We start from the raw sequence: 24,472 nt of genomic DNA, 5'->3' as shown, positions 1-24,472 counted from the left end.
AAGCACGGCATCTATATCCAGCCGATCAACTATCCGACCGTGCCGCGCGGCACCGAACGACTGCGCATCACGCCGACGCCGCTCCATGACGACGCCCTCATTGCCTCGCTCGCGGATGCGCTGACCGAGACATGGAAGGCGATCGGTATTCCATTCGCGTCGGAACGTCCTGCCGAGGAAGAACGTTCGATGGACGTCACGCCGCTCGTCGTCTCAAAGGCGGGTGGCTGACCGCCGGATCGCGACCGAACTCGTCCGGCGCTCCATGAGGGAAAAGCCGGACGACTGTGATGACGAACACGCTTGCCGATGCCTTGAAGAAACTGCCTCTGCCGGCGACGGCGGAATGGCCCGAGGGCCGGCTCGACGTCGAGGTGCTCTCCCATGGCACCATGACGCTGGAAGTCTTCGCACCGGGCAAGAGTGAAGCCACGCGCAAGCCGCATTTTCAGGACCGCCTCTATATCGTCACCAGAGGGCAAGCGGTGATCCATGGAGAAGGCAAGCCAAACTCGCTTGGCGCGGGTGACGTCTTCTTCGTGCGCGCAGGCAGCGAGCATCGATTCAACGATGCGAGCGACGACTTTGCAGCCTGGATTGTTTACTGGGGCCCTGAAGGCGGCGAAGCGCCCTCGCCTCACCCATCGGTCTTCGCAGCCATCGACGCTTGAGACCGGCCTCGCTCATCGCACTCGTCATCGATCATCGAAGCTGTCAGGAACAGTCAAGGCGTCAGGACTCCACCGCATCTTTCGCGCGCCGTGCCAAGAACGGCACGACGAAGGCGATGCCCATGAAGCGGACCACATGATGGGCGGCCACATAGGCCGGGTCGATCGCAAATTGGAAGGCGAGCACGGTTAGAGCCTCCAATGCGCCTGGCGCATAGGCAAGCGCGACTTTGCCTGGACCAAGGTCGAGTGTCAGAACGGCAGCAGCGCCAGCGAGCGCCGACATGGCGAGGCCGATGAGGAAGGCGATCAGCGAAATCGGCAGCAATGTCACAAGTGCCGAACGCTCGATGCCGTGGAGACGCCCCCCGATCAAAGCGCCTAGGACGATCAGGCAGGGCACCGCGATTGGCTGGGGCACGGAGACGGCCGAAAGATCGGCGCCATGCAGGAGAGCGCTGCCGATCAGCGCGCCGAGCATCATGCCGCCCGGCACGCCAAGCCTCGCTCCAAGCCAGGCTAAGGCTCCCGATATACCAAGAAGGATCGCATAGTCATCCAAGCCGCCACCATGGCTCCGCGCCACGGCATCGACATCCGCTCCGCCCTCGAGCCAGCCGAGCGCCGGTGTCAATGCGCCGATCAGAAGGAGCAAGCGAACGGTCTGGACGATGATGATCGAGCGCATGTCGGCCCGCGTCTCGGAGGCCGCCGCAAGCACGAAAGCGAGTGCGCCGGGCAGGCTCGCAAAGAGCGCGGTTTCGTGGCTCCAACCGACGAATTTGCGCAAATAGAGATAGGTGACGACGACGATGGCGAGGACGCCGACCATCTGAATGGCGAAAGAGAGCGGCCAGAGGCCAAGCTGTCCGATCGCCTCCGGCGACACGCCCGATCCCGCCTGAACACCGAGGATGAAGAAGGCGACCTGCCGAAACACCGGCGGCAGGCGCGTATCCAGCCCCGCAACACTCGCCAAGGAGATCGCGACGACCGGTCCGAGAAGCCAGGCGACGGGCAGTCCGAGACCATGGGCGAGAAGCCCGCCCAGAGCCGCGAGGACAAGCGTCGCGGCGATCCGCGCAACCCCCGCGCCGGTGATTGTCGGCATCAGGCCGCGCCGATCCAATCGGCCAGGCGCTCGGCCGCCATCTCCACCTCGTCGAGACGCCGATGGAAGCATGCGCGCAGGAATTGCGGCGCCGCCGTGCCGAAAGCCGTTCCGGGCGCCAACCCCACATTCGCCTCGTCGATGATCCGAAAGGCGGCCTGACGCGTATCCTCGATCCCGTCGATCGAGAAGAAGGCGTAGAAAGCGCCGTCCGGCGGCGAGAGCGCCACGCGATTGGTGGCGAGCAACCGGTTACAGAAAAGGTCGCGGGCGATCTTGGCCCGAGCCGTCTGCTCCTCCACGAAGGCGCCCCCTTCCCTGATTGCTGCGATCGCGCCGCGCTGCATGAAGGCCGCGACCCCTGAAGTCGAATATTGGATGAGATTGGCGATGACCTCGTCGAATTCGACCGGCGCCTCGATCCAGCCCACACGCCAGCCGGTCATCGCCCAATTCTTCGAGAAGGAATTCACGAAAAAGATCGTGTCCTCCTCGCTCATCACGTCGTGGAAGGAGGGAGCCCGCTCCCCGACATAATAGAACTGGCTGTAGATCTCGTCGGCGATGATGGCGATCCCGGCCTCCCTCGCCATATCGCGCAGAGCTTCGAGCTCCTGATATGTCGCCGTCCAACCGGTCGGATTGGCGGGCGTATTGACGAAGAGCACGCGGGTCTTCTCGCCGATCGCATCGCGAACCTTGTCGAGATCGAGCTGCCAGCCGCCGGCGATCGGATCGAAGGCGACTTCGACAGGCTTGACGCCGCGAAGAGCCGCGGCCGCCGGAAGGTTCGGCCAGGCGGGGCCGAAATAGACGATCTCGTCTCCTGCGCCGGTCAGCGCCGTCAGGGCGATCTGGATCGCCTGCATCCCCGAGCCGGTCACGAAGAACCGGTCGGGCGATTGCGGCTGCCCATAAAGCGCTTGCGTATAGTCTGCGAGCGCCTGGCGCAGCTCGGGAAGCCCGCGCTGATAAGTATAGAAGGTTTCGCCGCGTGCGAGCCCCTCGGCGGCAGCGGCGCGAATGAAGTCCGGCGTCGGAAGATCACCCTCACCCGCCCAGAGCGGCAAGAGCCCGTCCCGCCCGAAGGCATATTGGATGACCGCGAGGATGCCACTCGACGGCGCGGCGACAGCTTCCGGTCGCAGGCGTTTCAGATGAGACATGATGAAAGGGTCCTCGACGCGCAGGGGCGGATGGGAGATGATCGGCCAAGCGATTACGCCGCTTCGCGCCTTGCCTCAATGCACCGGCGTGTCACCGAAACAATCGGCGAAGCTGAAAATGAAAAAGGCCCCGCATTGGATGCGAGGCCGATCGTCGTCTGATCGTTGCCGATCATTCAATGCTCAGGCGCTGGCGCGGCCTTTGGCGAGTGCGCCGGCGATCTCGGCAACATGCTTGCCCTGGAAGCGGGCGCCACCGAGTTCGATCTCGCTCGGCTGGCGCGAGCCGTCGCCGGCCGCGATCGTCGAGGCGCCATAGGGCGTGCCGCCGATGACTTCGCCAAGCTCGGTCAGCTTGTCATAGGCGTAAGGCAGGCCGACCGTGATCAGGCCATGATGCATGAAGAGTTTGTGGACGGAGATCAGCGTCGTCTCGTTGCCGCCGTGCTGGGAAGCCGTCGAGGTGAAAGCGCCACCGACCTTGCCGATCAGCGCGCCCTTGGCCCAGAGCGGTCCGGTGCGGTCCCAGAACGCCTGCATCTGAGAGCTCATATTGCCGTAGCGCGTCGGCACGCCGACGATGATCGCGTCATAGGCCGGCAGTTCCTCGACGGTCGCTTCCGGATAGGGATGGTCGGTCTTGAAATGCGCGGCTTCGACGACTTCCTTCGGCGCGGTCTCTGGTACGCGCTTGATATCGACCTCGGCGCCCCCGGCGCGGGCCCCTTCGGCCACGGCGCTCGCCATGGTCTCGATATGGCCGTAGCTCGAATAATAAAGAACGAGTACCTTTGTCACTGTCTTCCCCTTGGAATCCGTGTTGCTTCGTCGCGGCGCTAAAGGCCTGCTGCCCAGCTATGTGCTGTGAAATGGACGGATGTGAACGCCCCGCGCGCCTGACGGAGTGTCGCCGCCCGATTGACGGCGAGCCACCTCGCCCGACAATTCGCGCAACGCCGCCCCTATGCGATGTCGGCGATTCGAAGGAGCCTGATCGATGAGCAAGACCCGCCAGACCCAAGCGACCGCCGCCATGCTTGCCATCGGGGACGAACTCTTGTCAGGGCGCACCAAGGACAAGAATATTGGCCACTTCGCCGAGGTAATGACCTTATCCGGCATCGATTTGAAGGAAGTGCGGATCGTCGCCGACGAGGAGGACGCGATCGTCGAGGCGATCAACGCCTTGCGCGCACGGTATGATTTCGTCGTGACCTCAGGCGGAATCGGGCCGACCCATGACGACATCACGGCCGATGCCGTCGGGACCGCCTTCGGGCTGGAGGTCACCGAACATCCGGAAGCTGTCGAGCTGCTTGAAACCTATTATGCCGGCCGGGACCTCGACTTCACGCCTGCCCGCAGGCGCATGACGCGCACGCCGGTCGGTGCAACGCTGATCCCCAACGCCGTGTCGAAGGCGCCGGGCTTTTCGGTCGAGAACGTGCATGTGATGGCCGGCGTACCAAATGTCTTTCAAGCCATGCTGGACGCGCTGCTTCCAACCCTTCCGGCCGGTGCCCCGCTCATCTCGAAAGCAATTCCTTGCCCTTATGGAGAAGGCGATATCGGCGACCCGCTGCGCGACATCGCCAAGCGCCATGACGGCGTATCGATCGGCTCCTATCCGCGCTTTGCCGAAGGGCGCTACTCAACCGAAATCATCATCCGCTCCCGCGACGAAGCCGCGATCGAGGCCGCGGCGACAGAGGTCGAGGCAATGCTGGATTCACTGGCATCGCGGTGATCGATGCGGTCTTTGAGTGACTGACGCCCATACGACGTCTCAACGAACGTCGTATGGTTTTTTGCGAGGGGGTAAGCGCCGACCAACGAGACTTCGGCTTCTCCCCATGGGGAGAAGCCGTCGAGGGCTTGCCGCCGGCTGCCCCGTAGAGATCGCAAAAGTTTTCAGAGGGGAGCTCGGCCGGTTTCAAGCAGGTCGAAGGACGCTCCATCAAACGACCGGCATTCCCTCCGCATTCACATAGATCGCGTAGATCGACTGGGTCGCGGCGATGAAGAGGCGGTTGCGCTTGACGCCGCCGAAACAGAGATTGGCGACCACCTCCGGGACGAGGATCTTGCCAAGAAGCGTGCCGTCCGGCGCAAAGCAATGGACCCCATCGGCCGCGCTCGACCAGATGCGCCCTTGCGTATCGACGCGAAGGCCATCGGGAATGCCGGCATCGATCGTCGCAACGGCTCGCCCAGGGCCGACATGGCTCTCTTGGTTAAGATCGAAGGCGCGGATGACCCGCGGCACGCTCGGGTCGTGGGACGCCCCGGATTCAGCCACATAGAGAATGCGCTCGTCGGGCGAAAAGGCGAGGCCGTTGGGCTGAGCGAAATCGTCGATGACGCGCGCCAGCGCGCCCGTCGTCGGATCGAGGCGATAGACACCGCGCCGATCCTGTTCGGGCTCGGCGCGATCGCCCTCATATTCGGACAGGATGCCGTAGGTCGGATCGGTGAACCAGATCGTTCCGTCGCTTTTCACGACGATGTCGTTCGGCGAATTCAGCCGCCGGCCCTCGAAGGCATCGGCAAGAACCGTGATGCGCCCGTCGCGCTCGGTCCGGGTGACGCGCCGGGTCTGATGCTCGCAGGAAACGAGGCGCCCTTCCCGGTCCCGCGTATGACCGTTCGAGAAATTCGAGCCTGTTCGATAGACCGAGACGCCGCCATTCGGCGTCCAACGCATGATGCGGTTTTGGGGGATGTCGCTCCATAGGAGACAGTCGGCATCGCCAAACCAGACTGGCCCCTCGGCCCAGTGATTGGAATCGTCGAGTTGGTGGAGATCGACATTGGCGAGGCAAATCGAGCGGAACCGCTCGTCGCGGATGTCGTAGGGTTCGCGGATACGCATCACAAAAACTCCTATTCGCGAACGCCGCGCCGGCTGCCGGCCAGCGTGATGACGGCGACGATGATGAGGCCGGTCAGGATCTGACGAAGCCCCGTGCCGACCCCGAGCGTGTTCATCATGGTCACCAGCAGGTAGAGGAAGAGCGCCGCGCCCCAGATGCCGGACACGTTCGAGAAGCCGCCGGCGACCGATGTTCCGCCGATGACGACGACGGCGATGGAGGCAAGGAGATATTCCTCGCCCATATTCAGCGAGGCACCACCGGAAAAGGCTGCCAGCAAGACACCGCAAAGGGCCGCGAAGATCGCGCACAGCACATAGGTTCCAAAACGCACGAGCCCGACCCTGATGCCCGCGAGGCTCGCAGCGTTCATGTTCTGGCCGATCGCCTTCAGGAACCGCCCATAGATTGAACGATGGAGGACGAGAGCCATCACGCCGGCGAGTGCGATGACGAGGACGGAGAGGATTGGAATGCCGGCAACGCGCCCCGTTGCGATCTCGGCAAGGAACGGCGGCGGCGTGATGCGCAGGCCGCGCCCATAGACGATCGCGAGCGACTGGACGACGAAACTCGAGGACAGGGTCGCGATGATCGGCGGAATTCGCAAAACCGAGATGAGCGCGTAATTGACGCATCCGATCGCCGCGCCGCAACCGAGCGCGGCGAGAAGCCCGAGCGGGATCATCGCATCCGAACCGCCCATAATGCTCATGGCGACCGCCCCGGACAGAGCGATATTGGCCGGCACCGAGAGATCGATATTGCCGGGGCCGGAGGTGATGACGAACATCTGACCGATGCCGACAAGCGCATAGAAGCTGCCGAAGGCGAGCGCGGCGGAGACGATCTGGCCCGCGCCGCTTCCTTGATTGGCGATCAGAGTGATCGCGAAGATCACCATGGCGCCGATGAAGGCGAAAGCGTAAGGGGCGCTTTGCCAGATGGATTGAAACTTGGCGAGACGGCTGGTCATTGGGCCCTCTCCTCGAAACGATTGACGAGCGAGCGCAGCGCCAGAACCACGATCAGCATCAGGCCTTGCGCCCCGATCTGCCATTCCGGCGAGATGCGCAGGAAGGACAGGAGCGAGCCGACCAGGGCAAGCGTCAGGGCGCCGAGAACCGCGCCGATGGGCGAGACCCGCCCCCCGGTGAACTCGCCACCGCCCAGAATGACGCCGGCGATCGACAACAGCGTATAGCGCAGGGCAATATTGGCATCGGCCGAGGTGGTCGTGCCGACAAGAATGAGGCCCGACAGGACGCCGAAGGTGCCGGCAAGCGCGTACATCGTCACTTTCAGCTTCAGAAGCGACCAGCCCGCCTTCGCCACGGCCTGCGGATTTCCGCCCGATGCGCGCAGGACGACGCCGCCGGCTGAGCGCATCAGCCCGAAATGAACAACGAGACCGAGAACGGCGGAGGCGACGATCGCGAGCGGCACAAAAGGCATCTTGAACTTGACGATCGCCGTCAGCCAGTCCGGCGCCGCGCCGCCTGGGCTTGGCAAAAGAAGGACCGCGCAGCCGAGCCAGACGAAGGACATGCCGAGCGTGACGACGATCGAGGGCAGATTGCGCAAGTGAATGAGCGCGCCCAAAGCCGCATAGGCGGCGATGGAGGCGATCAGCGCCGCAATGCCCAGAAGCGGGGTCTCGTTGAGCCAAGTCGCCGCGATGCAGGCGACCATGGACACGAATCCGCCGATCGACAGATCGAGATCGTTGACCGTCAGGATGAAGAGCTGCGCCATGGTCGCAAAAGCGATCGGCAGAGCGAGATTCAGCATCAGGTTGAGGCCGAAATAGCTCATCGTGCGCGGCTGGATGATGAAGATCGCGACGAGGAGCAAGGCCAAGGAGAGCGCTGGAACGGCGGCGCGCAGGAGTTTGGGGTCGAGACGGGCCATCAAGCGGCCGCCTCGTCGAAGGAAGACTGCAACACCTTCTCCTCGGTCAGTTCGCCCCGGTCGAGTTCGGCGACGATGCGCCCCTCGCGGAAGACATAGACGTGATCGCAATGCAGGAGCTCGTCGAACTCCGTCGTGTACCAGAGGAAGCTGCGTCCCTCTCCGGCCTCCTTGCGGATGCGCTCATAGACTTCGCGCTTGGTGCCCACATCGACGCCCCGCATGGGATCGTCCATGGCGATGATCTCCGCGTCCGAGCCGAGCGCCCGGGCAAAGAGCGCCTTCTGCTGATTGCCGCCCGAGAGCGTCAGGATATTGTCGTCCATGTCGGGTGTTCGGATCTTCAGCGTGTCCTTCCATTCGGCTTCCATCGCAGCCTCGCGGGCCGAAGAGACGAAGCCGAGACGCGAAAGGGCCGGGAGCGAACGGATGGTGACATTCTCGCCGATCGACCAGAGCGGGAACACGCCGTCGCTCTGCCGATCGCCCGCCACGAAGGCAATGCGGCCCCGCACCTCGGCAAGACGCGAGCGATGATAAGCGGCGTGCTGGACGAGACGCAGCAACGCCGTCTGGCCGTGGCCGGCAAGGCCGGCAAGCCCGACGATCTCGCCCCGGTGAAGACTTACGGCGGCGCCATTGGCCTGTTTGGGGGGCCGGGCGATGACGACAGGTTCGCCGATACGCGCTTTTGCCGCATGAGCGAGCGCCTCATCCTCGTCGTCCTCGGCCACATGGCCCATGGCGGCGACGAGACTTGCGCGGTCGAATTCGGATGCGGGCCTGTCCGCGACCACGGCGCCATCGCGCATGACGACGATGCGCCCTGCTGTGGAGAAGATGTCGCCGAGAATATGCGAGATCAGGATGATGCTTCCGCCCGCCTCAACGAAGCGGCGCGCATAGGCAAGAAGCTGCGAGGCAACGCTCTGATCGAGGGAGGATGTCGGCTCGTCGAGAATGACGAGGCGCGGATGCGAGCTTTCGGTCGCGATGAAGTTGATGGCGATCTCGACCATCTGACGCCGGCCGAGGCTGAGATCGCCGACCGTTGCGCCGGGCGAAATGCCGTGGCCGGGAAAGATGTCGTCCAGCGCTTCCGTCAAAAGCTTGGCTGCACGTTTGCGCCAGCCGAAGCCGGACAAGGCGGCATGGCGCACGCGCACATTTTCCGTCGCGGTCAGATTGGGGCAGAGGGAGAGTTCCTGGAAGACGCAGCGTATGCCCACCCCTTGCGCTTTGGAGACCGAGACATCGCTCAGCGCGACCGTCTCCCCGCCAAGATCGTAGCGGCCATCCGTCGGGCGCAACGTGCCGGCCAGGATCTGCATCAAGGTCGATTTGCCGGCTCCGTTATGGCCCACGAGCCCGATACACTCGCCGGGCCCGACACTGAGATCGACACCCGCCAGGGCGCGAACCGCCCCAAAGGTCTTCGTCACGCCAGACAGCGCGACCAGCGAATCCTGAAGGGAGCTTCCAGGCATGGCTTCGCGCCTTTGCTGTTGGGAATGGGTCGTCATGGGAAATCCGTTCGATCGCGTTGCGGGAGCGGATTTGACAAGGCTCGAGTGCTGTCTCTTGCCATGGAGAGCAGGCGCATCGCGACAAGATCGCGATCGCGACCCAGTCGAGAAGCAGCGAAATCGGCTATCTGTCCGACGAAGCGCATCCCCCGCCCGCCTCCCTTGGGACGGAAGCAGGCGGGGCCTCGATCAGGCTTGGGAGGAGCCGATCACTGGGCCGACGAGATCAGCTCGGCGGCTTGGTCCTGGGTGTATTCTTGATTGGTGACGCCGCCTTCGGGGGTCATTTCGAGGCCCTCGGCGAGGCCGTCCTGGTCGATCCGGAGGGTGGGGACGACCAGATCCTTCGGCACATCCTTGCCGTCGAGGATCTGCTGGGCGACCCAGAAGGCGAGCGTCGAGACGCCCGGCGCGATCGACTGCGAGAAGGTCTCGTAGCCATTGGCGTCCTTCTGCTCCTTCCACCAGGTCAGCTCGTCATGCCGATTGCCCATGATGATGGTCGGAACCTCGCGCCCGGCCGCCTTGAAGGCCTGAGCCGCGCCATAGCCGTCGCCGCCCTGGGTAACGACACCGACGACCTCGGGCAGACTCGCCAGAACGCTGGCGACGGACTTCTGCGCGACCGTCTGGGTCCAGTCGCCTTGGACTTCACGCACCACCTCGAATTGCGGATGGGCCTTCACGCCCTCGACGATGCCCGCATGGATTTCCTCGTCCACCGACGTACCCGGCAGGCCGCGGATTTCGAGCAGCTTGCCACCGTCCGGATAACGCTCGGCGAGATATTCGATCTGGTCCGAGCCCATTTTCTTGAAGTCGACCGCAATCCGCCAAGCGCAAGGCTCGGTCACGACGCCGTCGAAGGAGACGACGGTGATCCCCGCGTCACAGGCTTCCTTTACCGCGCCGTTGAGGGCGGTCGGCGAGGCCGAATTGAGAACGATCGCGTCGTAGCCCTGCAGGATCATATTCTGCAGTTGGGCAGCCTGTTCGGTGGCGGAGTTCTCGGCCGTCGTGAAGGCATCCGCCGAGCCGACGATGCCGTCCTCGACCGCTTTGCCCGTCACCTCTTCCCAGCTGTTGATCATCGCCTGGCGCCAGGAATTACCGGCATAGTTGTTGGACAGGGCGATGGACTTGTCGGCGGTCTGCGCCGAAGCGGCGGCGCTGGCCAAGCAAAAGCTGAGCGCGGCCGATGCCGCAAGAATGGCACGATAGGTCATGTTTCCTCCCATAGGCCTTCGCGAGCGGGAAGGCCGATACCGTCTTGGTTCTCGTTCCACTCCTCCTGGAACGGTGATTATGGTCGCAGGAAGATCGGAGGCTTGTAAAGCAGGCGGCGCGCAAGGCATTTGCGGGTTCCCGCAAGTCGAATGCGGCGATTGCCGTTCCTTCGCCTGTTACTGAGGTTCATTGTGAACCGAACGCGTCTTTTGGGGAGGAAGACCGCAAATGCCGCCTTTGCTCGACCAAGACGCGTCGCCGAAGCCGGATGCGCCCCGCGCCGACGACACCTATCTCAAGATCGCCAGCCATCTTGCCGGCCATCTCGACATTCGCAGCGCCCTCGAAGCCGTCGTCGCGGAGATCGGACGGATCATCGAAGTCGATCACGTGGATGTCTGCCTCCTCGACGAGGACGAGGCGTGGTGCGCGTCCTACGAGGTTGGCTACCAGACCCATTGGAGCCGGGAGCGCACCCGCGTCTCCACTTCGCCGGTTCGCACGATCCTGTCCGGTGAGACCGCCTGGATGCTCACGGACGACGCCCTGAGCGACGAGCGCTACGTCTTTCCCAGTTCCAACAGCGGGCCGATCCTGGAATTCAATCTGCGCAGCCGCATCAACGTGGCGATGAAGGTCATGGGCCGAACGATCGGGGTCCTGTCCTGCTCCGCCTGTCGCAAGGCCCGCTACAGCCGGGGCAATGTCACCGCGATCGCCCATGTGGCGGACGTGCTTGCTCCCTATTTCCATGCCTTGCAGGTCTCCGAACGCGCTCGCCAGGCAGCCATCCGGCGCGCCGAGTCGATCGCTCGCGAGGAAGGCCTGCGCCAGGGCGCTTTGGAGCTGACCAGCGCCATGGAACAGGAGCGTCAGCGCATCGGCATGGATCTTCACGACCAGACGCTTGCCGATCTGACCCGGCTGATGCGCGAGGTGGAGGCTGACGATCGGCGCCTGTCGCCCGACATGATCGTCGCCCGGCTGTCGGATGCCGTGAACGATCTGAGGCGCATCATCGACGAGGCGGTTCCGACGCTTCTCGACATGTTCGGCTTCGCCCATGCGGTGAGGATTCATCTGGAACGCGCGACGGCGGGAACCGGTATCGTCATTCAGGTCGAAGACGAGGCCCATCAGGCAATCGATCGTCTCGGAGCGACGACCCGGACCGCCCTCTTCCGCATCGTCCAGGAGGCGGTCAACAACGCGGCGCGCCATTCGCAAGGCAGCAGAATTGTCGTGACGATTGCCGAGGCTCAAGGACGGGTCGGGGTGACGATCGAAGACGATGGCAGAGGCATGGCAGAACCTCCGGGCGAGACCAGCGGGCGGAGCGGTCAAGGGGGACTCGTTCACATGCAGACCAGGGCCCGCCTGATCGCAGCGGATTTTGCCGTCGAGAGCAAACAGGGGACCCGAGTGACCGTGAATTTGCCTCTGGCCGCGAAGCCGCGCGGCACAAGCCCGGAGATGCCGGCATGAAGGTCCTGCTCGTCGAGGACGACCCCTTTCATATGGGCTATCTAGAAGAACAGGTCGCGAGCGCCCTGCCGGAAGCGGACGAGATCCTGCTCGCGCATGATGGCGCCGAAGGCGAGGATCTGGCACGCCGCGCCAGCGTCGGCGCCATCGTCATGGATCTGCAGATGAAAAGCCGTAATGGCATCGAGGCCGCCCGCACCATCTGGTCGGAGCGCCCGCAGACGCGCATCCTCTTCTGGTCGAATTACGCGGACGAGGCCTATTTGCGCGGCATCACCCGGATCGTTCCCGAGGACTGTGCCTATGGCTATGTCCTGAAGACCGTCTCCAACGAACGGCTCCATCTCGCTCTTCGCTCGGTGCTCGTCCAAGGCCAGATCACCATCGATCGGGAAATGCACCGCATTCAAAAACGCAAGACCGAGGCCGGTTCGGCCCTGACCGACAGCGAATATGCCGTCCTGATCGATCTCGCGCTCGGCCTGCCCGACAAGGAAATCGCCCGGCGCCACTCGATGAGCCTTCGCACGGTCCAGAACCGCTTGCTGTCGCTCTACGACAAACTGGAAGTCGATGGGGAGGAAGAGCCCGGCCTAGACGGCGGCGTCAACAAGCGCGTCCGCGCTCTCACACGGGCGCTGCTCACGCGCACGCTCAATGTCGAAGCGCTGGAATCGGCGGAACGAGCAAGGCTGGAGGAGATCGCCGCAAGCCGGGGGACGGTTTGAGCCTAAATGCGCCTTCGCGCTCAAAGGCTCCGGTCGATGAGCAAGGAACGACCCATCATACGACCGATCCAAAAGGCTAGATGTTGCCGAATTTTTTTGGGAACTTTGGGATTTGGTGGAGCCAAGCGGGATCGAACCGCTGACCTCTACAATGCCATTGTAGCGCTCTCCCAGCTGAGCTATGGCCCCACGTCGCGGGTGTCGTTTCCGCGATCCTTCGCGGCTGCCGGGAAGCGCCGCGTCGTGATGGCGCTGAGATAGTCGAGGCCGCCGATCCGGTCAAGCGGTTTTGGCGAAGATCGCCGAACTTCGTCGCATTTCCTTCGCAGACCCGGTCTGAACTTCAACCATTCCAGATATTTAGCGCCAAATTCCGACCATCCAGTTTTGGCCCCCGCCCATGCCGAACGGCTCGAATCAGGCTGGGGTCCATGCGAATCGAAAGGCCGACACGATCGCGCCTATGCACGCCGCCTCCTCGATCGGAGCCGCTCCCGACTCCAGCACGTTCGAAGGTAAAACACGGTCCGTGGCACGCTTCGCCGTCGACGAAAACGGCGTTGTCCGGTCGCCCCTCTCACAGGCCCTCCCGCCCCCCCCCTGCAAGGACCACGAAAAAGGCCGGAAGCGCTTGCGCCCCCGGCCTCGATATTCGCTCTCATTGGCGTCTGCCGTCATGGGAGACGACACGCATCACGACATCAGGACTCGTCGTCCTCGTCGCGGCCACCGCCTAGAATGTCGGAGACGTCGTCGTCATCCTCGTCGTCTTCGAGGAAGGTGTCGTCGTCATCATTGTCGTCGGACAGATCCTCGTCGTCGCTGTCGTCGTCGATGTCGGGCATGTTCTTGTCGCCGGAATCGTTCTCATCCGCCTCGACTTCGGAGAAGGAGACGGTCTTGCCGTCGGACTCCACTTCCGTTTCCGTCTCGGTCTCTTCCGGCTCGGGCTCGCGGGCTTTCTCTGCCTCGCCTTCGAAATAGGAGCGCGGATAGGACTTGCCGGTATAGGGCGAGACGATCGGGTCCTTGTTCAGGTCGTAGAATTTGCGGCCCGTCTCCGGATCGATGCGTTTGGTTCCAAGTTCGGGTTTGGCCATCGGTGCCTCTATTGACGATCAGTTGTGAAATGCATGGCGGCTCGGACCGTTGCTCGCCGATAGCGATCTATCGAGCCAGGAGCGCCGACCGGTAGGCTCCCCCTTCGAGAACGCCGTCAGCCGATCGTCGCATGGCGGCCCGCCGACCGTTCGGGACGCTTTGCCGGGAACGGGCTTCCTTTGCGAAAAACGGCCTTGCCCATACGGCTTGCCCCATCCCTTGTCAAAGCATGATGTGACGGGGCAGAAGGACGCGCCGGTCTTGCCGGCAAAACGCCCGGTGCAATCTGAAAGCTGGCCATGACGCACGAGACCCAAACCGCCCGCCCTTTGACGGCAAAGCGCATCGCTGCCTTGAGCGGCACGGCGAGGATTCCCGGTGACAAATCGATTTCCCATCGCGCCTTTCTGTTCGGCGGGCTGGCCAGCGGCACGACGCGGGTCACCGGTCTTCTCGAAGGCGAGGACGTGATCGCCACCGGGCGCGCCATGTCGGCCATGGGCGCGCGGATCGCCAAGGACGGCGACAGCTATCTGGTCGAAGGCGTCGGCAATGGGTGCCTGATGGAGCCGGAAACGGCGCTCGATTTCGGCAATGCCGGCACCGGTGCGCGGCTGACCATGGGCCTTGTCGGGCCTTATGATTTTGGCGCGACCTTTGTCGGCGATGCCTCCCTTTCCAAGCGCCCGATGGGCCGGGTGCTTGATCCCTTGCGCGAAATGGGCGTTCAGGTCGTTGCCCGGTCGCGCGATCGTCTGCCCCTGTCGATCCACGGCCCCAAAGTCGCGGCGCCCATCGAGTATCGCGTGCCGATGGCCTCGGCCCAGGTGAAGAGCGCCGTTCTTCTCGCCGCACTCAACACGCCGGGCATCACCACGGTCGTCGAGCCGATCATGACCCGCGATCACACCGAGAAGATGCTCGAAGGCTTCGGCGCCTCGATCGAGGTTGAGACCGACAAGGATGGCGTCCGCCATATCCGGCTCGAAGGTCAGGGCAACCTGAAGGGTGTCGGCCATTTCGAGGTTCCGGGCGACCCCTCCTCCGCCGCCTTCCCGATCGTTGCCGCGGTCATTGTTCCGGGCTCCGAGGTCACGATCGAGAACGTCCTCATGAACCCGACGCGCACCGGCCTTATCGAGACGCTTCTCGAAATGGGGGCGTCGATCGAGATCACCCATCGGCGCAAATCCGGCGGCGAGGACGTGGCCGATCTCATCGTGCGTCATTCGGAACTTGCGGGCGTCGAAGTGCCGGCAAGCCGCGCACCGTCGATGATCGATGAATATCCGGCACTCGCGGTCGCCGCCGCCTTTGCCAAGGGTCAAACCGTCATGCGCGGCCTCGACGAATTGCGCGTCAAGGAATCGGACCGCCTTGCGGCCGTCGCGGCAGGCCTTGCCGCCAATGGCGTTGCCCATGAGGAAGGCGAGGACTGGCTCGTTGTCACCGGCGATCCGGACGGACGCGGTTATGGCGGCGGAACGGTCGAAACCCATCTCGACCACCGGATCGCCATGAGCTTCCTGGTTCTCGGCCTTGCCTGCGAAAAGGGCGTCACCGTCGATGACGGCCGGATGATCGCGACGAGCTTTCCCGAATTCGTCGGCCTCGTACAGGCGCTCGGCGGTTCGATCGAGGGCGTTTCGGGATAAGGAGACCTCATGCTGGCTGCGCTCTTCGTTCTCGCCTTCTTCTCGCCGCTCGCCTTCATCTATGGACGGTGGCGCGCGCGGGGTCTGAAGAGCCGCCAGCCGAGCCTTGCCAAGCGTTTGGTCGCGCTCCTGCCCATGCCGTTGATCCTCTGCCTGTGCGCGACTGTTGCCATCATCTGGGAGAATGAAGGAGCGGCGCGGAACCGAGCCGCGCTTCTCGGGCAAGACGCACACAGCCTTCTGGCGACCGGCAATGGCGTGCTCGATGGCTTGATGACCATTGCGCGCTGGCTTGGTCAGCTGGAATTGATCTTGTTCATGATCGCCCTCCCCTATCTCTTGGGGACGCTCATTTCGGCAACGCTTCTCGTTCTCGATGCGAGGGGTACAATCATCCTCGCCCCGCTCGAGAGCGAAGAGGTCACGCCCGAAACGCCCCAGACCCCGCAAGGAGACTGACGCCATTACCACCCAACGCCCTCTCGTGATTGCCATCGATGGCCCGGCCGCCGCCGGCAAGGGCACGCTCGCCCGCCGCCTCGCCACCCATTACGATCTGCCTTATCTCGACACCGGCCTCCTCTATCGCGCCGTCGGCCGCAAGGCCCATGCCCTCAGCGTCGATCTGGATGATCCGGACGCGGTCGCGCCCATCGCCATCGCGCTTGATCCGGCAGAAATGGAAGAGCCGTCCCTACGTGGCCATGAGGCGGGCGAGCTCGCATCGAGGGTCGCGGCCCATCCCAAGGTCCGCGCGGCCCTGACCCAATATCAGCGCGCCTTTGCGGATCGAGAGAGCGGCGCCGTCCTCGACGGCCGCGATATCGGCACGGTCATATGTCCGGATGCGAAGGTGAAGATCTTCGTCACTGCCAGCGCCGAAGTGCGGGCGCGCCGGCGCACCGACGAGCTCAACGCCAAGGGCCGTACGGTCGTCTATGAGCGCATTCTGGCGGAAGTGAAAGCGCGGGACGAACGCGATTCCGGCCGGTCGGTCGCGCCGCTCAAACCTGCCGACGACGCGCACTTGCTGGATACCAGCGATTTGGATATAGAGAGCGCGTTCCGCGCAGCTGTGACGATCATCGACGAGCACTCGTAATCGACAGATCGCCGCACAATATGAGACGGAATGGAGTTTGAACGGGGCGGCTCTTGAAAGAAGGGCGCGCCCTTTTCGGCTATGATGAGCTCGGCGCCAGCCGGGCCGTCGAGACCGAAGACGACTTCGATAACCGGTCCGATGCGGCTTTCCCGCGCCAGACGGCAGCTTGGCCCCTCTTCGAATTATTCGGGGTCCTGCCGCGCCTGCCTGTCCTCATCAAGGGCATCGTAGGCAGAAAGCCTTTCTCGGACATGACGAAACTCGAACCCGATCCCGGCTCGTCCGAGATCATGGCGCTGCCCTTCCCGCGATCGCCGATCGATCGCCCGAAGGGTTTTCAAGGAGAACGAATGTCTAGTCTGAATCCCTCCCGCGACGATTTCGCCGCGATGCTCGAGGCGTCGTTTCACGAGCAGGACGTCGCGGAAGGCACGGTGGTCAAGGGCACCGTCGTTGCCATCGAGAAGGATATGGCCGTCATCGATGCCGGCCTGAAGGTCGAGGGCCGCGTCGCCCTCAAGGAATTCGGGGCCAAGGGCCGCGACGGCGAGCTGAATGTCGGTGACGTTGTCGAAGTCTATGTCGAGCGCATCGAGAACGCGCTGGGCGAGGCCGTCCTGTCGCGCGACAAGGCGCGCCGCGAGGAGAGCTGGGTCCGCCTCGAAGCAAAGTTCAACAACAATGAGAAGGTCGAAGGCCAGATCTTCAACCAGGTCAAGGGCGGCTTCACGGTCGACCTCGACGGTGCCGTGGCCTTCCTTCCGCGTTCACAGGTCGACATCCGTCCGATCCGCGACGTGACGCCGCTGATGAACACGCCGCAGCCCTTCCAGATCCTCAAGATGGACAAGCGGCGCGGCAACATCGTCGTCTCCCGCCGCACGGTCCTCGAAGAGAGCCGCGCCGAGCAGCGTTCCGAGATCGTCCAGAACCTCGAAGAGGGTCAGGTGGTCGACGGGATCGTCAAGAACATCACCGATTATGGTGCGTTCGTTGATCTCGGCGGCATCGACGGTCTTCTCCATGTCACTGACATGGCATGGCGCCGCGTGAACCATCCGACGGAGATCCTGCAGATCGGTCAGACCGTGAAGGTCCAGATCATCCGGATCAACCAGGACACCCACCGCATCTCGCTCGGCATGAAGCAGCTCGAGGCCGATCCCTGGGACGGCATCGGCGTCAAGTACCCGATGGGCGTCAAGGTCACCGGCCGCGTCACGAACATCACCGACTACGGTGCGTTCGTCGAGTTGGAGCCGGGCATCGAAGGCCTCATCCACGTCTCCGAGATGTCCTGGACGAAGAAGAACGTCCATCCGGGCAAGATCCTCTCCACCTCTCAGGAAGTGGAAGTGGTCGTTCTCGAGGTCGACCCGAACAAGCGTCGCATCTCGCTCGGTCTGAAGCAGACCCTTCAGAATCCGTGGGAAGCGTTCGCCGACAAGTTCCCGACGGGCTCCGTCGTCGAGGGCGAGGTCAAGAACAAGACCGAATTCGGCCTGTTCATCGGTCTCGAAGGCGATGTGGACGGCATGGTCCATCTCTCCGATCTCGACTGGAACCGTCCGGGCGAGCAGGTGATCGAGGAGTTCAATAAGGGCGACCTCGTCAAGGCTCAGGTTCTCGACGTCGACGTCGACAAGGAGCGCATTTCGCTCGGCATGAAGCAGATCGCCGGCGATGCGTTCGTCGAGGCTGCCGAGGCCGGCGAAGTGCGCCGCGGCGCCGTCGTGTCCTGCGAAGTCACGGGCGTCACCGATGGTGGTCTGGAGGTCAAGATCGTCGATACCGATCTCACCTCTTTCATCCGCCGTTCGGATCTCGCTCGCGATCGCGACGAGCAGCGCCCCGAGCGCTTCTCCGTCGGCCAGGTCGTCGACGCCCGCGTCACGCAGTTCGACAAGAAGGCCCGCCGCGTCGGCGTGTCGATCAAGGCCATGCAGATCGCCGAAGAGAAGGAAGCTGTCGCGCAGTACGGTTCGACCGACTCCGGCGCCTCGCTCGGCGACATTCTCGGTGCCGCCCTCAAGGGCCGCAACGACGAGGAATAAGGCGCTTGCTTGACCCGGGGAGCTTCCCCGGGCGAGCTTGAGCCATGAATGAAAAAGGCCCGCGGCGTGAGAGCGCCGCGGGCCTTTTGCTGTTCTGGTATCATGACGAGGGGTCGAAGTTTTGATACCGGTTGTCATTCTCGGTCCTTAAGGGCCGGCGACCCATGCCTCGAAGGGTGCTCACATCCACAAACGGTTGCGGTCTGCTTCGTGCATTGCCCCGGCCCGAATGCCGCTCTGACGGTGTCGGCATGGGTCGCCGCTTTCTTGCGAAAGCGAGGATGACGAGGCGACGGGGAAATCGGTCGAACCTTCGAACTCTGCGAATCCGACGATGGTTCACGAACATGAAGCAGCAGGACTTGCGTGCGGAACGTGATCCGCACTGCTTCCCGAGTGAAACTGGAAACGCCCGTGAAGGGCCCGAAACAAAAAAACCCGCGCCGAAGCGCGGGTTCTGAAGGTTTGAGAGTCGTCGATCGGACGATGCGGATCAGCGCTTCAGATTGATCAGAACATCGAGCATCTCGGCGCCGGTCTGGAACGACTTCGAGTTGGCGCTGTAGCCGCGTTGGGACTCGATCATGAAGGTCAGTTCCGTCGCCAGATCCACATTGGACTGCTCAAGCGCGCCCGACTGGGTCGTGCCGAAACCGTTTTCACCTGCAAAGCCGAATTGCGGCTCGCCGGACGATTTCGTCGGACGGAAGACGTTGCCGGTCATCGTCTCCAGCTGATCGGCGCTCTTGAACTTCGCCATCTGTGCTCGGTAGATGTCGACCGTGTCGCCGGATTCGAGGATGGCGCTGATCGTGCCATCGCTACCGACCCGGAAGTCCGTGACGGGCGAAGCGGGATTACCGTTACGCTGGGCGTCAGCGAGATACTTTGCGTCGTATTCGGTCACATTACCGAATTTGACGTTGATCTGCTCAGTGCGGCCCGGCAGGGCATCGAGCGTGATCGGCCCCAAAGGATTGGGCGTGTCGACCTTACCTGTGTCAGAGTCGAACGTGACGGTCGTCGTGCCGCCGAGCTGTGTCGTCGTTCCATCGGCAGCGGTCGTGGCGAAGTCCAGACGCCATTGATTGTCATCCATCTTCGTCGCATAGACGTCGACCACAGTCGGGGTGCCGACCGCATCAAAGACCGTCACTGAGGTCTTGTAGTCTGACGTTGGGTTGGCCGGATCGAAGGCCGCGGGTGCCGCCGCAGGTTTGGGTTGCGATACGGGCAACTGCAGGTTCTCCAGGCTGATCGTGTCCGTCGCCTTGGGCTCCATGATCTTGCCAACCGGCAGATTGATGGTCTCGACTGCGCCGCCGCCCACTGGCTGACCCGTCAAGCGATAGCCAGCGGAATTGACGAGATAGGTCGCCTGCGCATTGGCGTCATAGCGCTGCACGAAAGCGCCGGCGCGGGTATAGGCCTGCCCGCCATTCGGATCCTGCACGACGAAGAAGCCGTTACCCTGAATGGCGATATCGGTCGCGGACGACGTTCCGACGATCGCGCCTTGCGCACTGATGTTCCGGCGGGTCTGGGACATGACCGAACCCGACGAATAATCGGTGCCACCGCCGTCGAGAACGAGGGTCGAGAACTCGACATCGGCCTTCTTATAACCGGTGGTCGACTGGTTCGCGATGTTGTCGGAGACCGCTGACAGTCGGTTTCCTTGGGCGTTCATGCCCGAAACGCTGGTGCGGAGGGCGCCGTTGATGCTCATGGGAAGTCCCGTCACGTTGCAATTCGTTGAGGGACGATATCGAGCGTTGCTGGACTGAGAATGGAAAGGACGGCGTCGCGCATTCCAAAAAATCAGCTAGCATGATTGTCAGGTCGAAAAATGGGAGGAGCCGTGCGGTCAGCGCGCAAGCGTTTGTCGGCGAAATGATAAAAAGTCGGTTCCGATCAGACGTCAGAAATGGCGTACCGGATTCTGACTGGCGCAAAGGCGCCGTTCCGCTCTACCTGCTCGGCGAGAGAAGCGTCATAACCGTCTCCCACGGCCCACTAAACTGTCTGGTGGCTCTAAGCAAAAGCATCCAGAAAGGCGTGAGAGCGGCAAGCGGCTCCCACCTCGCAAACGCCCTGCGCTGGCGCCCGAACCCTGATATGTCTCAAACTATGAGATCGACACTCGCCAGCGCATCCTCGTGCTCCGGCAGACCGATGAGAACGATGCTCGTGCCATCGGCGAAGTCGAAACGATCGATCTCGCGGGCCTGCGTGCCACCACCGGCGACAGCCTCGAGGTCATACATGATGACGCGGTCGGCCATCCGGATGATCCCGTAATCGGGCGTCTCCTCAATAAAGGCGCGAAGCTGTTCGATCACCCAGTCGGTCCCGTGATCGGCAGCTTGGCCCGCATCGATGGGCGGTGGGGCGGCCGAATCGGCTACGTTGTATTCATCGACCGTATCGACATCGCCAGCAGGGGCATCCGCCACCGAGATCACATCCTCGGCCGGAGGCCCCTTCACAGCCGGCGCCTCAGCCGATGCGTCTTGATCGTCGTCGTCAACGCCGGACCCGACGACACGATCGACGGCTTCTTGCGCTTTCGTGACGATCTTAACCGGGATTGAACTGCCGGCAGTCTCGCCGGCCGATGCCGTGACAGTCGAGCGGGCGGCGACGCCCGCCTGCCCGGTCAAGCCATCCTCGTCCTTCTCAGTTCCGGTCGCAGCACCCGGCGTCGTGGAACGCCCCGTCTCGGCGGCGTCATCCTCCCCCTTGGCCTTGGCCGGCGCATCGTAGGAGCGGAACAGATGGTCGGGCGACTGCAGGCCCGCCCAAAGCGGATCCGGGTGCCGAAATTCTGACCCAGGGAGCGAAAGGCTCAGCGACGAGACATCGGCGCCGTCGATCGACGCGCCCTGAACGCTGAACGTTCCGTCCGGCCCCGCCGCCAATGCGCTGTCGGCTGGCATCGTCGGGGCCGAAAAGCTGAAGCCCTCACCTTCATCCGACACGATTCCCGTACCAACGGTGAGGTGAGAATGGTTGATTTCGCTCGCCGCTTGAAAGCTGTCCAGATCCGCGACCGCGACTTGCTCTCCGGTCTCGGCGTCCTCAGCCTGAGCGGGCGCGAGGTCGCGCAAGAAAGGAAGCGCAGCGATCGAGGAGAGAAGCGCCACAGACTGAAGCTCGCTCAGGATGACATGACCCGCCGGGAGAGCACCGCGCTGCATGGTCTCGCCATTGGCTCGCGCCGGGACGTGGTCGCCCGGCTGATGATCGGCGGCTTCGCTCGGCGCCGTCTTATAGAAAAGAACCGCAATCGCCGAAATCAGGAGAGCTGCGGGATGCATATAGATGCGCGTGACGCGACCGCGATCCACGACGAGCAATGGGTTCGCCTCGGACAGGCGCGACACCAGCCGCTCGAAATTGGTATCTTCCATGGGCGGCATCGCCGCGCTCTCGACGATGTAGAGATCGCCGATCCGCGCAAAATGGGCGAAAACCTCACCCGTCTCGGCATGGCAGAATGCCAGCCAAGGATCGCCTTCATCCGAGACGCCTCGCTCCTGTTCAAGAGCAAGACCCGCCTGCGTCAGAGCGGCGTCGACGCGATAGAACTGAGCGAGCTCGCTCTGGCTCCAATCACCAATGCGAGCCTTGCGCGGCCGGAAGAAGGAAACGACGTTGTCCGCGTGAAGATTCATTGAAGAGATGGCCCCTCCTCTGCGGTATCTGCGCGCTCGGACCGGCTGTCACTGATCGCGATTTTGATCGTTGTGTCAAGCCAAGCGCTACCGATGAAAATCGGCTTGTCGAGGTTCACAACCTCGAAAACCGCAGCGAGATTCCGCCACTCGTAGTTCTCGACGAGATGGGTTTCGCTGCTCGTTAATGCTATGGCAACCGAATAAGTTCCCGGCCCCAGATCGCAGGGAAAGTCAACGTCGAAGACGATGTTCTGACCCGCCCTCAGTTCGCTAAGTGTCTGATCCGTATACCACGTATTGGTCCCATAGATGGTCTGGCCGAGCCGGTCGCGGATCGACACGCCAAGGACGAGCGCCTCGACCGGTTCGCGCACCTTTGCTTCAACGCGCAGCGTGGTTCGAGCTCCGGTCCCGACCACTTCGGCGTTGCGCCCCTCGCTATCCAGTACCTCGACGGCCTCGATCGCAACCTTGCGCGAACCTGACACCGTCTGCACCCGGCCCTCTTCGCCGATCAGCTCTTCGATCTGATCTGACTCCGTTCTCTGGGCGATGAGGTGATTGTAATGGTCGACGACGACGTCCGGGCGATCGTCACGTAGGAGCCGTCCGCGCTCGAAGAGCAGCGCCCGATCGCAGATCGCCTGGATCGCATTCGTATCGTGGGAGACAAAGAGCAATGTCGTGCCGGCCGCCTGGAACTCGCGAATTCGTTTGAAGCTCTTATGTTGGAAATAAGCATCCCCCACTGACAGCGCTTCGTCGACGATCAGGATCTCCGGGCGCACAGCGGTCGCGACCGCAAAGGCGACACGCACCTGCATGCCGCTCGAATAGGTTCGCAAGGGTTGATCGAAAAACGTGCCGATCTCCGAGAATTCGTGGATCTCCGGCAAGAGAGTTTCGATCGTCTCGATCGGAATTCCAGCCAGATTCAGGCCGTGTCGGGCATTCTCGCGCCCGGTCATTTCCGGATTGAAGCCCATTCCGAGTTCGAGGATCGCCGAAATGCGACCATTGGCGATCGCGGAACCGGTCGTCGGCCGCAGAGTGCCCGTGATCAGCTTCAAGAGCGTCGACTTGCCGGCGCCGTTGTGACCGAGAATTCCAATGGTCTCGCCCGGTATCGCGCTGAAGCTGACATCCTGCAGCACCCAGGTCTCGCGATCGGCCTCGCAGAGATCGAACCACGAGCCGATGCGCCGCCAGGGACTGCGATAGCTTCGATAGGCCTTTCCCAGGCCTTGGATTTCGAGAGCCCTCAAAGCACGTCCACCATGTCTTGATTGGCTCGGCGCAGAAGCACCAGCGAGAGAGCGAGAGAGACAACACCGATCATGGCGACGATCGCAAGTCCGCCAATATCAGGCGGCGTGTCGAACAGAAGCACGGCGTGATACGCCTCGACCAGCGTGGCAAGGGGATTGTACTCGAACCAGTGGCGATACTCTTCCGGGATGATCGACACGGCATAAACGATCGGCGTCAGCCAGAAGAGGAATTGCAGAACGATTGGAACGACTTGGCCGACATCTCTAAAGAAAACGTTGAGAATGCCGAAGATGAGCCCGAGCCCGGTGGCAAAGACCGCCGTGATCCCGAGCAAGGCGACGAGCCAGAGAAGGTCGAGAAGACTCGGATGGCGGCCGACGAGGACATAGGCGATCAAGGTCAGGCCCGTCATGACGAGACTGTTCCAGAGCGCCGTCAGGGCGACGATGATCGGCAGGCAAATCTTCGGCAGAACCACCTTTTGCATCAGGGGCCCAAACTCGATGAAGACGCCGACGGATCGCTGAAGCACCTCGGAAAAGAGGGCCCAAGGCACGAAACCGGCGAGAAGATAGAGCGCGTAATCATACTGGCCCGATACGCCGGGCATCCGGGCGGACAGGACATTGGCGAGAATGACCGTGTAGATCAGGACCTGGCTGAGCGGATGGATGAAGGTCCAGAGCGCGCCGAGCCGACTGCGCGCGAACCGCATGACGATGTCATTGCGGACCGAAGAAAATATGAAGCCGCGATAGGCATATGCGGTCCGGATCATACCGAGCATCCGGTCTCCGATTCTGTCTGTCCGATCCCGAAAGCAAAGATGCCACGTGCCAGCGAGCGCTTCGCGATGAGGTGTCATCAGCATGAGAGGCGGGCTCGTGCCGCGTACCTCGCGCGACAC

Annotated in this window: 22 protein-coding genes and 1 tRNA gene; 9 read left to right on the top strand and 14 right to left on the bottom strand. The window is 62.9% G+C overall.

What is annotated here, in order from left to right; translation table 11 throughout:
- Both B9A15_RS07580 and B9A15_RS07575 read left to right on the top strand, forming a co-directional pair.
- Positions 1–231 (top strand): aminotransferase class I/II-fold pyridoxal phosphate-dependent enzyme (locus tag B9A15_RS07580; RefSeq protein WP_139798256.1); only part of this gene is annotated, 231 nt, incomplete at its 5' end.
- A gap of 59 nt (positions 232–290) precedes the next feature.
- A complete protein-coding gene (locus tag B9A15_RS07575) occupies positions 291–671 on the top strand; it encodes a cupin domain-containing protein (protein ID WP_084409425.1) in 381 nt (126 codons plus the stop codon).
- Between the two features lie 61 nt (positions 672–732).
- Here the strand turns inward: B9A15_RS07575 and B9A15_RS07570 are convergent, their stop codons facing one another.
- From B9A15_RS07570 to wrbA, 3 genes are all read right to left on the bottom strand, one after another.
- Positions 733–1,782 (bottom strand): AbrB family transcriptional regulator, encoded by a 1,050-nt coding sequence (locus tag B9A15_RS07570; RefSeq protein WP_084409452.1) that lies wholly within the window; start codon positions 1,780–1,782, stop codon positions 733–735.
- Positions 1,782–2,948: a pyridoxal phosphate-dependent aminotransferase gene (locus tag B9A15_RS07565; protein WP_084409424.1), complete on the bottom strand. Its 1,167-nt coding sequence runs from the start codon at positions 2,946–2,948 to the stop codon at positions 1,782–1,784. Before B9A15_RS07565 ends, B9A15_RS07570 begins: the two co-directional genes overlap by 1 nt.
- 183 nt (positions 2,949–3,131) lie before the next feature.
- Entirely contained in the window at positions 3,132–3,746 is a 615-nt protein-coding gene (wrbA, locus tag B9A15_RS07560) for an NAD(P)H:quinone oxidoreductase (RefSeq protein ID WP_084409423.1), read from the bottom strand.
- Positions 3,747–3,945: 199 nt separating this feature from the next.
- On the opposite strand from wrbA, the gene B9A15_RS07555 reads away from it, so the two are divergent.
- Complete coding sequence (locus B9A15_RS07555; RefSeq protein WP_244556829.1) at positions 3,946–4,695, top strand: competence/damage-inducible protein A; 750 nt, start codon at positions 3,946–3,948, stop codon at positions 4,693–4,695.
- A 210-nt stretch (positions 4,696–4,905) separates the two neighbouring features.
- Here the strand turns inward: B9A15_RS07555 and B9A15_RS07550 are convergent, their stop codons facing one another.
- From B9A15_RS07550 to B9A15_RS07530, 5 genes are all read right to left on the bottom strand, one after another.
- Positions 4,906–5,820: an SMP-30/gluconolactonase/LRE family protein gene (locus tag B9A15_RS07550; RefSeq protein ID WP_084409422.1), complete on the bottom strand. Its 915-nt coding sequence runs from the start codon at positions 5,818–5,820 to the stop codon at positions 4,906–4,908.
- Positions 5,821–5,831: 11 nt separating this feature from the next.
- Positions 5,832–6,797 carry an ABC transporter permease gene (locus B9A15_RS07545; RefSeq protein WP_084409421.1) on the bottom strand — a complete coding sequence of 322 codons (966 nt, stop codon included), beginning with the start codon at positions 6,795–6,797 and terminating at the stop codon, positions 5,832–5,834.
- On the bottom strand, positions 6,794–7,732 hold the full coding sequence (locus tag B9A15_RS07540) for an ABC transporter permease (RefSeq protein WP_084409420.1): 939 nt from the start codon (positions 7,730–7,732) through the stop codon (positions 6,794–6,796). The genes B9A15_RS07545 and B9A15_RS07540 overlap by 4 nt, the downstream gene beginning before the upstream one ends.
- Positions 7,732–9,219 carry a sugar ABC transporter ATP-binding protein gene (locus B9A15_RS07535; RefSeq protein ID WP_084409450.1) on the bottom strand — a complete coding sequence of 496 codons (1,488 nt, stop codon included), beginning with the start codon at positions 9,217–9,219 and terminating at the stop codon, positions 7,732–7,734. The genes B9A15_RS07540 and B9A15_RS07535 overlap by 1 nt, the downstream gene beginning before the upstream one ends.
- A gap of 248 nt (positions 9,220–9,467) precedes the next feature.
- Positions 9,468–10,484 carry an ABC transporter substrate-binding protein gene (locus B9A15_RS07530; protein WP_084409419.1) on the bottom strand — a complete coding sequence of 339 codons (1,017 nt, stop codon included), beginning with the start codon at positions 10,482–10,484 and terminating at the stop codon, positions 9,468–9,470.
- A 229-nt stretch (positions 10,485–10,713) separates the two neighbouring features.
- On the opposite strand from B9A15_RS07530, the gene B9A15_RS07525 reads away from it, so the two are divergent.
- Together B9A15_RS07525 and B9A15_RS07520 are read left to right on the top strand one after the other, a co-directional pair.
- The gene (locus tag B9A15_RS07525) at positions 10,714–11,970 is read left to right on the top strand and encodes a GAF domain-containing sensor histidine kinase (RefSeq protein ID WP_084409418.1); all 1,257 of its coding nucleotides are present in this window, start codon (positions 10,714–10,716) and stop codon (positions 11,968–11,970) included.
- Complete coding sequence (locus B9A15_RS07520; RefSeq protein ID WP_084409417.1) at positions 11,967–12,698, top strand: response regulator transcription factor; 732 nt, start codon at positions 11,967–11,969, stop codon at positions 12,696–12,698. Before B9A15_RS07525 ends, B9A15_RS07520 begins: the two co-directional genes overlap by 4 nt.
- A gap of 113 nt (positions 12,699–12,811) precedes the next feature.
- Here B9A15_RS07520 and B9A15_RS07515 read toward each other — a convergent pair.
- Both B9A15_RS07515 and B9A15_RS07510 read right to left on the bottom strand, forming a co-directional pair.
- A tRNA-Ala gene (locus B9A15_RS07515) sits at positions 12,812–12,887 on the bottom strand.
- A gap of 512 nt (positions 12,888–13,399) precedes the next feature.
- The gene (locus B9A15_RS07510) at positions 13,400–13,798 is read right to left on the bottom strand and encodes a TIGR02300 family protein (protein WP_084409416.1); all 399 of its coding nucleotides are present in this window, start codon (positions 13,796–13,798) and stop codon (positions 13,400–13,402) included.
- A 300-nt stretch (positions 13,799–14,098) separates the two neighbouring features.
- Between B9A15_RS07510 and aroA the strand changes: the two genes are divergently transcribed.
- From aroA to rpsA, 4 genes are all read left to right on the top strand, one after another.
- A complete protein-coding gene (aroA, locus tag B9A15_RS07505) occupies positions 14,099–15,454 on the top strand; it encodes a 3-phosphoshikimate 1-carboxyvinyltransferase (protein WP_084409415.1) in 1,356 nt (451 codons plus the stop codon).
- A gap of 9 nt (positions 15,455–15,463) precedes the next feature.
- A complete protein-coding gene (locus B9A15_RS07500; protein ID WP_084409414.1) occupies positions 15,464–15,913 on the top strand; it encodes a hypothetical protein in 450 nt (149 codons plus the stop codon).
- Between the two features lie 25 nt (positions 15,914–15,938).
- The gene (gene cmk, locus B9A15_RS07495; protein ID WP_425292949.1) at positions 15,939–16,556 is read left to right on the top strand and encodes a (d)CMP kinase; all 618 of its coding nucleotides are present in this window, start codon (positions 15,939–15,941) and stop codon (positions 16,554–16,556) included.
- Between the two features lie 353 nt (positions 16,557–16,909).
- On the top strand, positions 16,910–18,613 hold the full coding sequence (gene rpsA / locus B9A15_RS07490; protein ID WP_084409449.1) for a 30S ribosomal protein S1: 1,704 nt from the start codon (positions 16,910–16,912) through the stop codon (positions 18,611–18,613).
- A 493-nt stretch (positions 18,614–19,106) separates the two neighbouring features.
- On the opposite strand, the gene B9A15_RS07485 is transcribed toward rpsA, so the two are convergent.
- The 4 genes from B9A15_RS07485 to B9A15_RS07470 all read right to left on the bottom strand — a co-directional run bounded on the left by B9A15_RS07485 (position 19,107) and on the right by B9A15_RS07470 (position 24,343).
- The gene (locus tag B9A15_RS07485) at positions 19,107–20,342 is read right to left on the bottom strand and encodes a flagellar hook protein FlgE (RefSeq protein ID WP_084409412.1); all 1,236 of its coding nucleotides are present in this window, start codon (positions 20,340–20,342) and stop codon (positions 19,107–19,109) included.
- Positions 20,343–20,736: 394 nt separating this feature from the next.
- Positions 20,737–22,290, bottom strand: a complete 1,554-nt coding sequence (locus B9A15_RS07480) for a hypothetical protein (protein ID WP_084409411.1) — start codon at positions 22,288–22,290, stop codon at positions 20,737–20,739.
- Complete coding sequence (locus tag B9A15_RS07475; RefSeq protein ID WP_084409410.1) at positions 22,287–23,558, bottom strand: ABC transporter ATP-binding protein; 1,272 nt, start codon at positions 23,556–23,558, stop codon at positions 22,287–22,289. The genes B9A15_RS07480 and B9A15_RS07475 overlap by 4 nt, the downstream gene beginning before the upstream one ends.
- Positions 23,555–24,343, bottom strand: coding sequence for an ABC transporter permease (locus tag B9A15_RS07470; protein WP_170923200.1), 789 nt, complete (start codon positions 24,341–24,343; stop codon positions 23,555–23,557). The genes B9A15_RS07475 and B9A15_RS07470 overlap by 4 nt, the downstream gene beginning before the upstream one ends.
- Between the last annotated feature and the right edge of the window lie 129 nt (positions 24,344–24,472).

Origin of the sequence: Fulvimarina manganoxydans (genome assembly GCF_900176465.1) — a bacterium.
Taxonomy (GTDB): domain Bacteria; phylum Pseudomonadota; class Alphaproteobacteria; order Rhizobiales; family Rhizobiaceae; genus Fulvimarina; species Fulvimarina manganoxydans.
Note: the sequence above shows the minus strand (reverse complement) of the source record. Positions and strands in the feature narration are given on the sequence as shown.

What these genes read in the sequence shown, in the direction of transcription:
- B9A15_RS07555 (WP_244556829.1), top strand. Translation starts at nt 3,946, where the DNA reads ATGAGCAAGACCCGCCAGACCCAAGCGACCGCCGCCATGCTTGCCATC.
- B9A15_RS07545 (WP_084409421.1), bottom strand. Translation starts at nt 6,797, where the DNA reads ATGACCAGCCGTCTCGCCAAGTTTCAATCCATCTGGCAAAGCGCCCCT.
- B9A15_RS07575 (WP_084409425.1), top strand. Translation starts at nt 291, where the DNA reads ATGACGAACACGCTTGCCGATGCCTTGAAGAAACTGCCTCTGCCGGCG.
- B9A15_RS07480 (WP_084409411.1), bottom strand. Translation starts at nt 22,290, where the DNA reads ATGAATCTTCACGCGGACAACGTCGTTTCCTTCTTCCGGCCGCGCAAG.
- rpsA (WP_084409449.1), top strand. Translation starts at nt 16,910, where the DNA reads ATGTCTAGTCTGAATCCCTCCCGCGACGATTTCGCCGCGATGCTCGAG.
- B9A15_RS07485 (WP_084409412.1), bottom strand. Translation starts at nt 20,342, where the DNA reads ATGAGCATCAACGGCGCCCTCCGCACCAGCGTTTCGGGCATGAACGCC.
- B9A15_RS07540 (WP_084409420.1), bottom strand. Translation starts at nt 7,732, where the DNA reads ATGGCCCGTCTCGACCCCAAACTCCTGCGCGCCGCCGTTCCAGCGCTC.
- B9A15_RS07510 (WP_084409416.1), bottom strand. Translation starts at nt 13,798, where the DNA reads ATGGCCAAACCCGAACTTGGAACCAAACGCATCGATCCGGAGACGGGC.
- B9A15_RS07530 (WP_084409419.1), bottom strand. Translation starts at nt 10,484, where the DNA reads ATGACCTATCGTGCCATTCTTGCGGCATCGGCCGCGCTCAGCTTTTGC.
- B9A15_RS07470 (WP_170923200.1), bottom strand. Translation starts at nt 24,343, where the DNA reads ATGATCCGGACCGCATATGCCTATCGCGGCTTCATATTTTCTTCGGTC.
- B9A15_RS07570 (WP_084409452.1), bottom strand. Translation starts at nt 1,782, where the DNA reads ATGCCGACAATCACCGGCGCGGGGGTTGCGCGGATCGCCGCGACGCTT.
- B9A15_RS07565 (WP_084409424.1), bottom strand. Translation starts at nt 2,948, where the DNA reads ATGTCTCATCTGAAACGCCTGCGACCGGAAGCTGTCGCCGCGCCGTCG.
- aroA (WP_084409415.1), top strand. Translation starts at nt 14,099, where the DNA reads ATGACGCACGAGACCCAAACCGCCCGCCCTTTGACGGCAAAGCGCATC.
- B9A15_RS07520 (WP_084409417.1), top strand. Translation starts at nt 11,967, where the DNA reads ATGAAGGTCCTGCTCGTCGAGGACGACCCCTTTCATATGGGCTATCTA.
- B9A15_RS07550 (WP_084409422.1), bottom strand. Translation starts at nt 5,820, where the DNA reads ATGCGTATCCGCGAACCCTACGACATCCGCGACGAGCGGTTCCGCTCG.
- B9A15_RS07525 (WP_084409418.1), top strand. Translation starts at nt 10,714, where the DNA reads ATGCCGCCTTTGCTCGACCAAGACGCGTCGCCGAAGCCGGATGCGCCC.
- B9A15_RS07500 (WP_084409414.1), top strand. Translation starts at nt 15,464, where the DNA reads ATGCTGGCTGCGCTCTTCGTTCTCGCCTTCTTCTCGCCGCTCGCCTTC.
- B9A15_RS07535 (WP_084409450.1), bottom strand. Translation starts at nt 9,219, where the DNA reads ATGCCTGGAAGCTCCCTTCAGGATTCGCTGGTCGCGCTGTCTGGCGTG.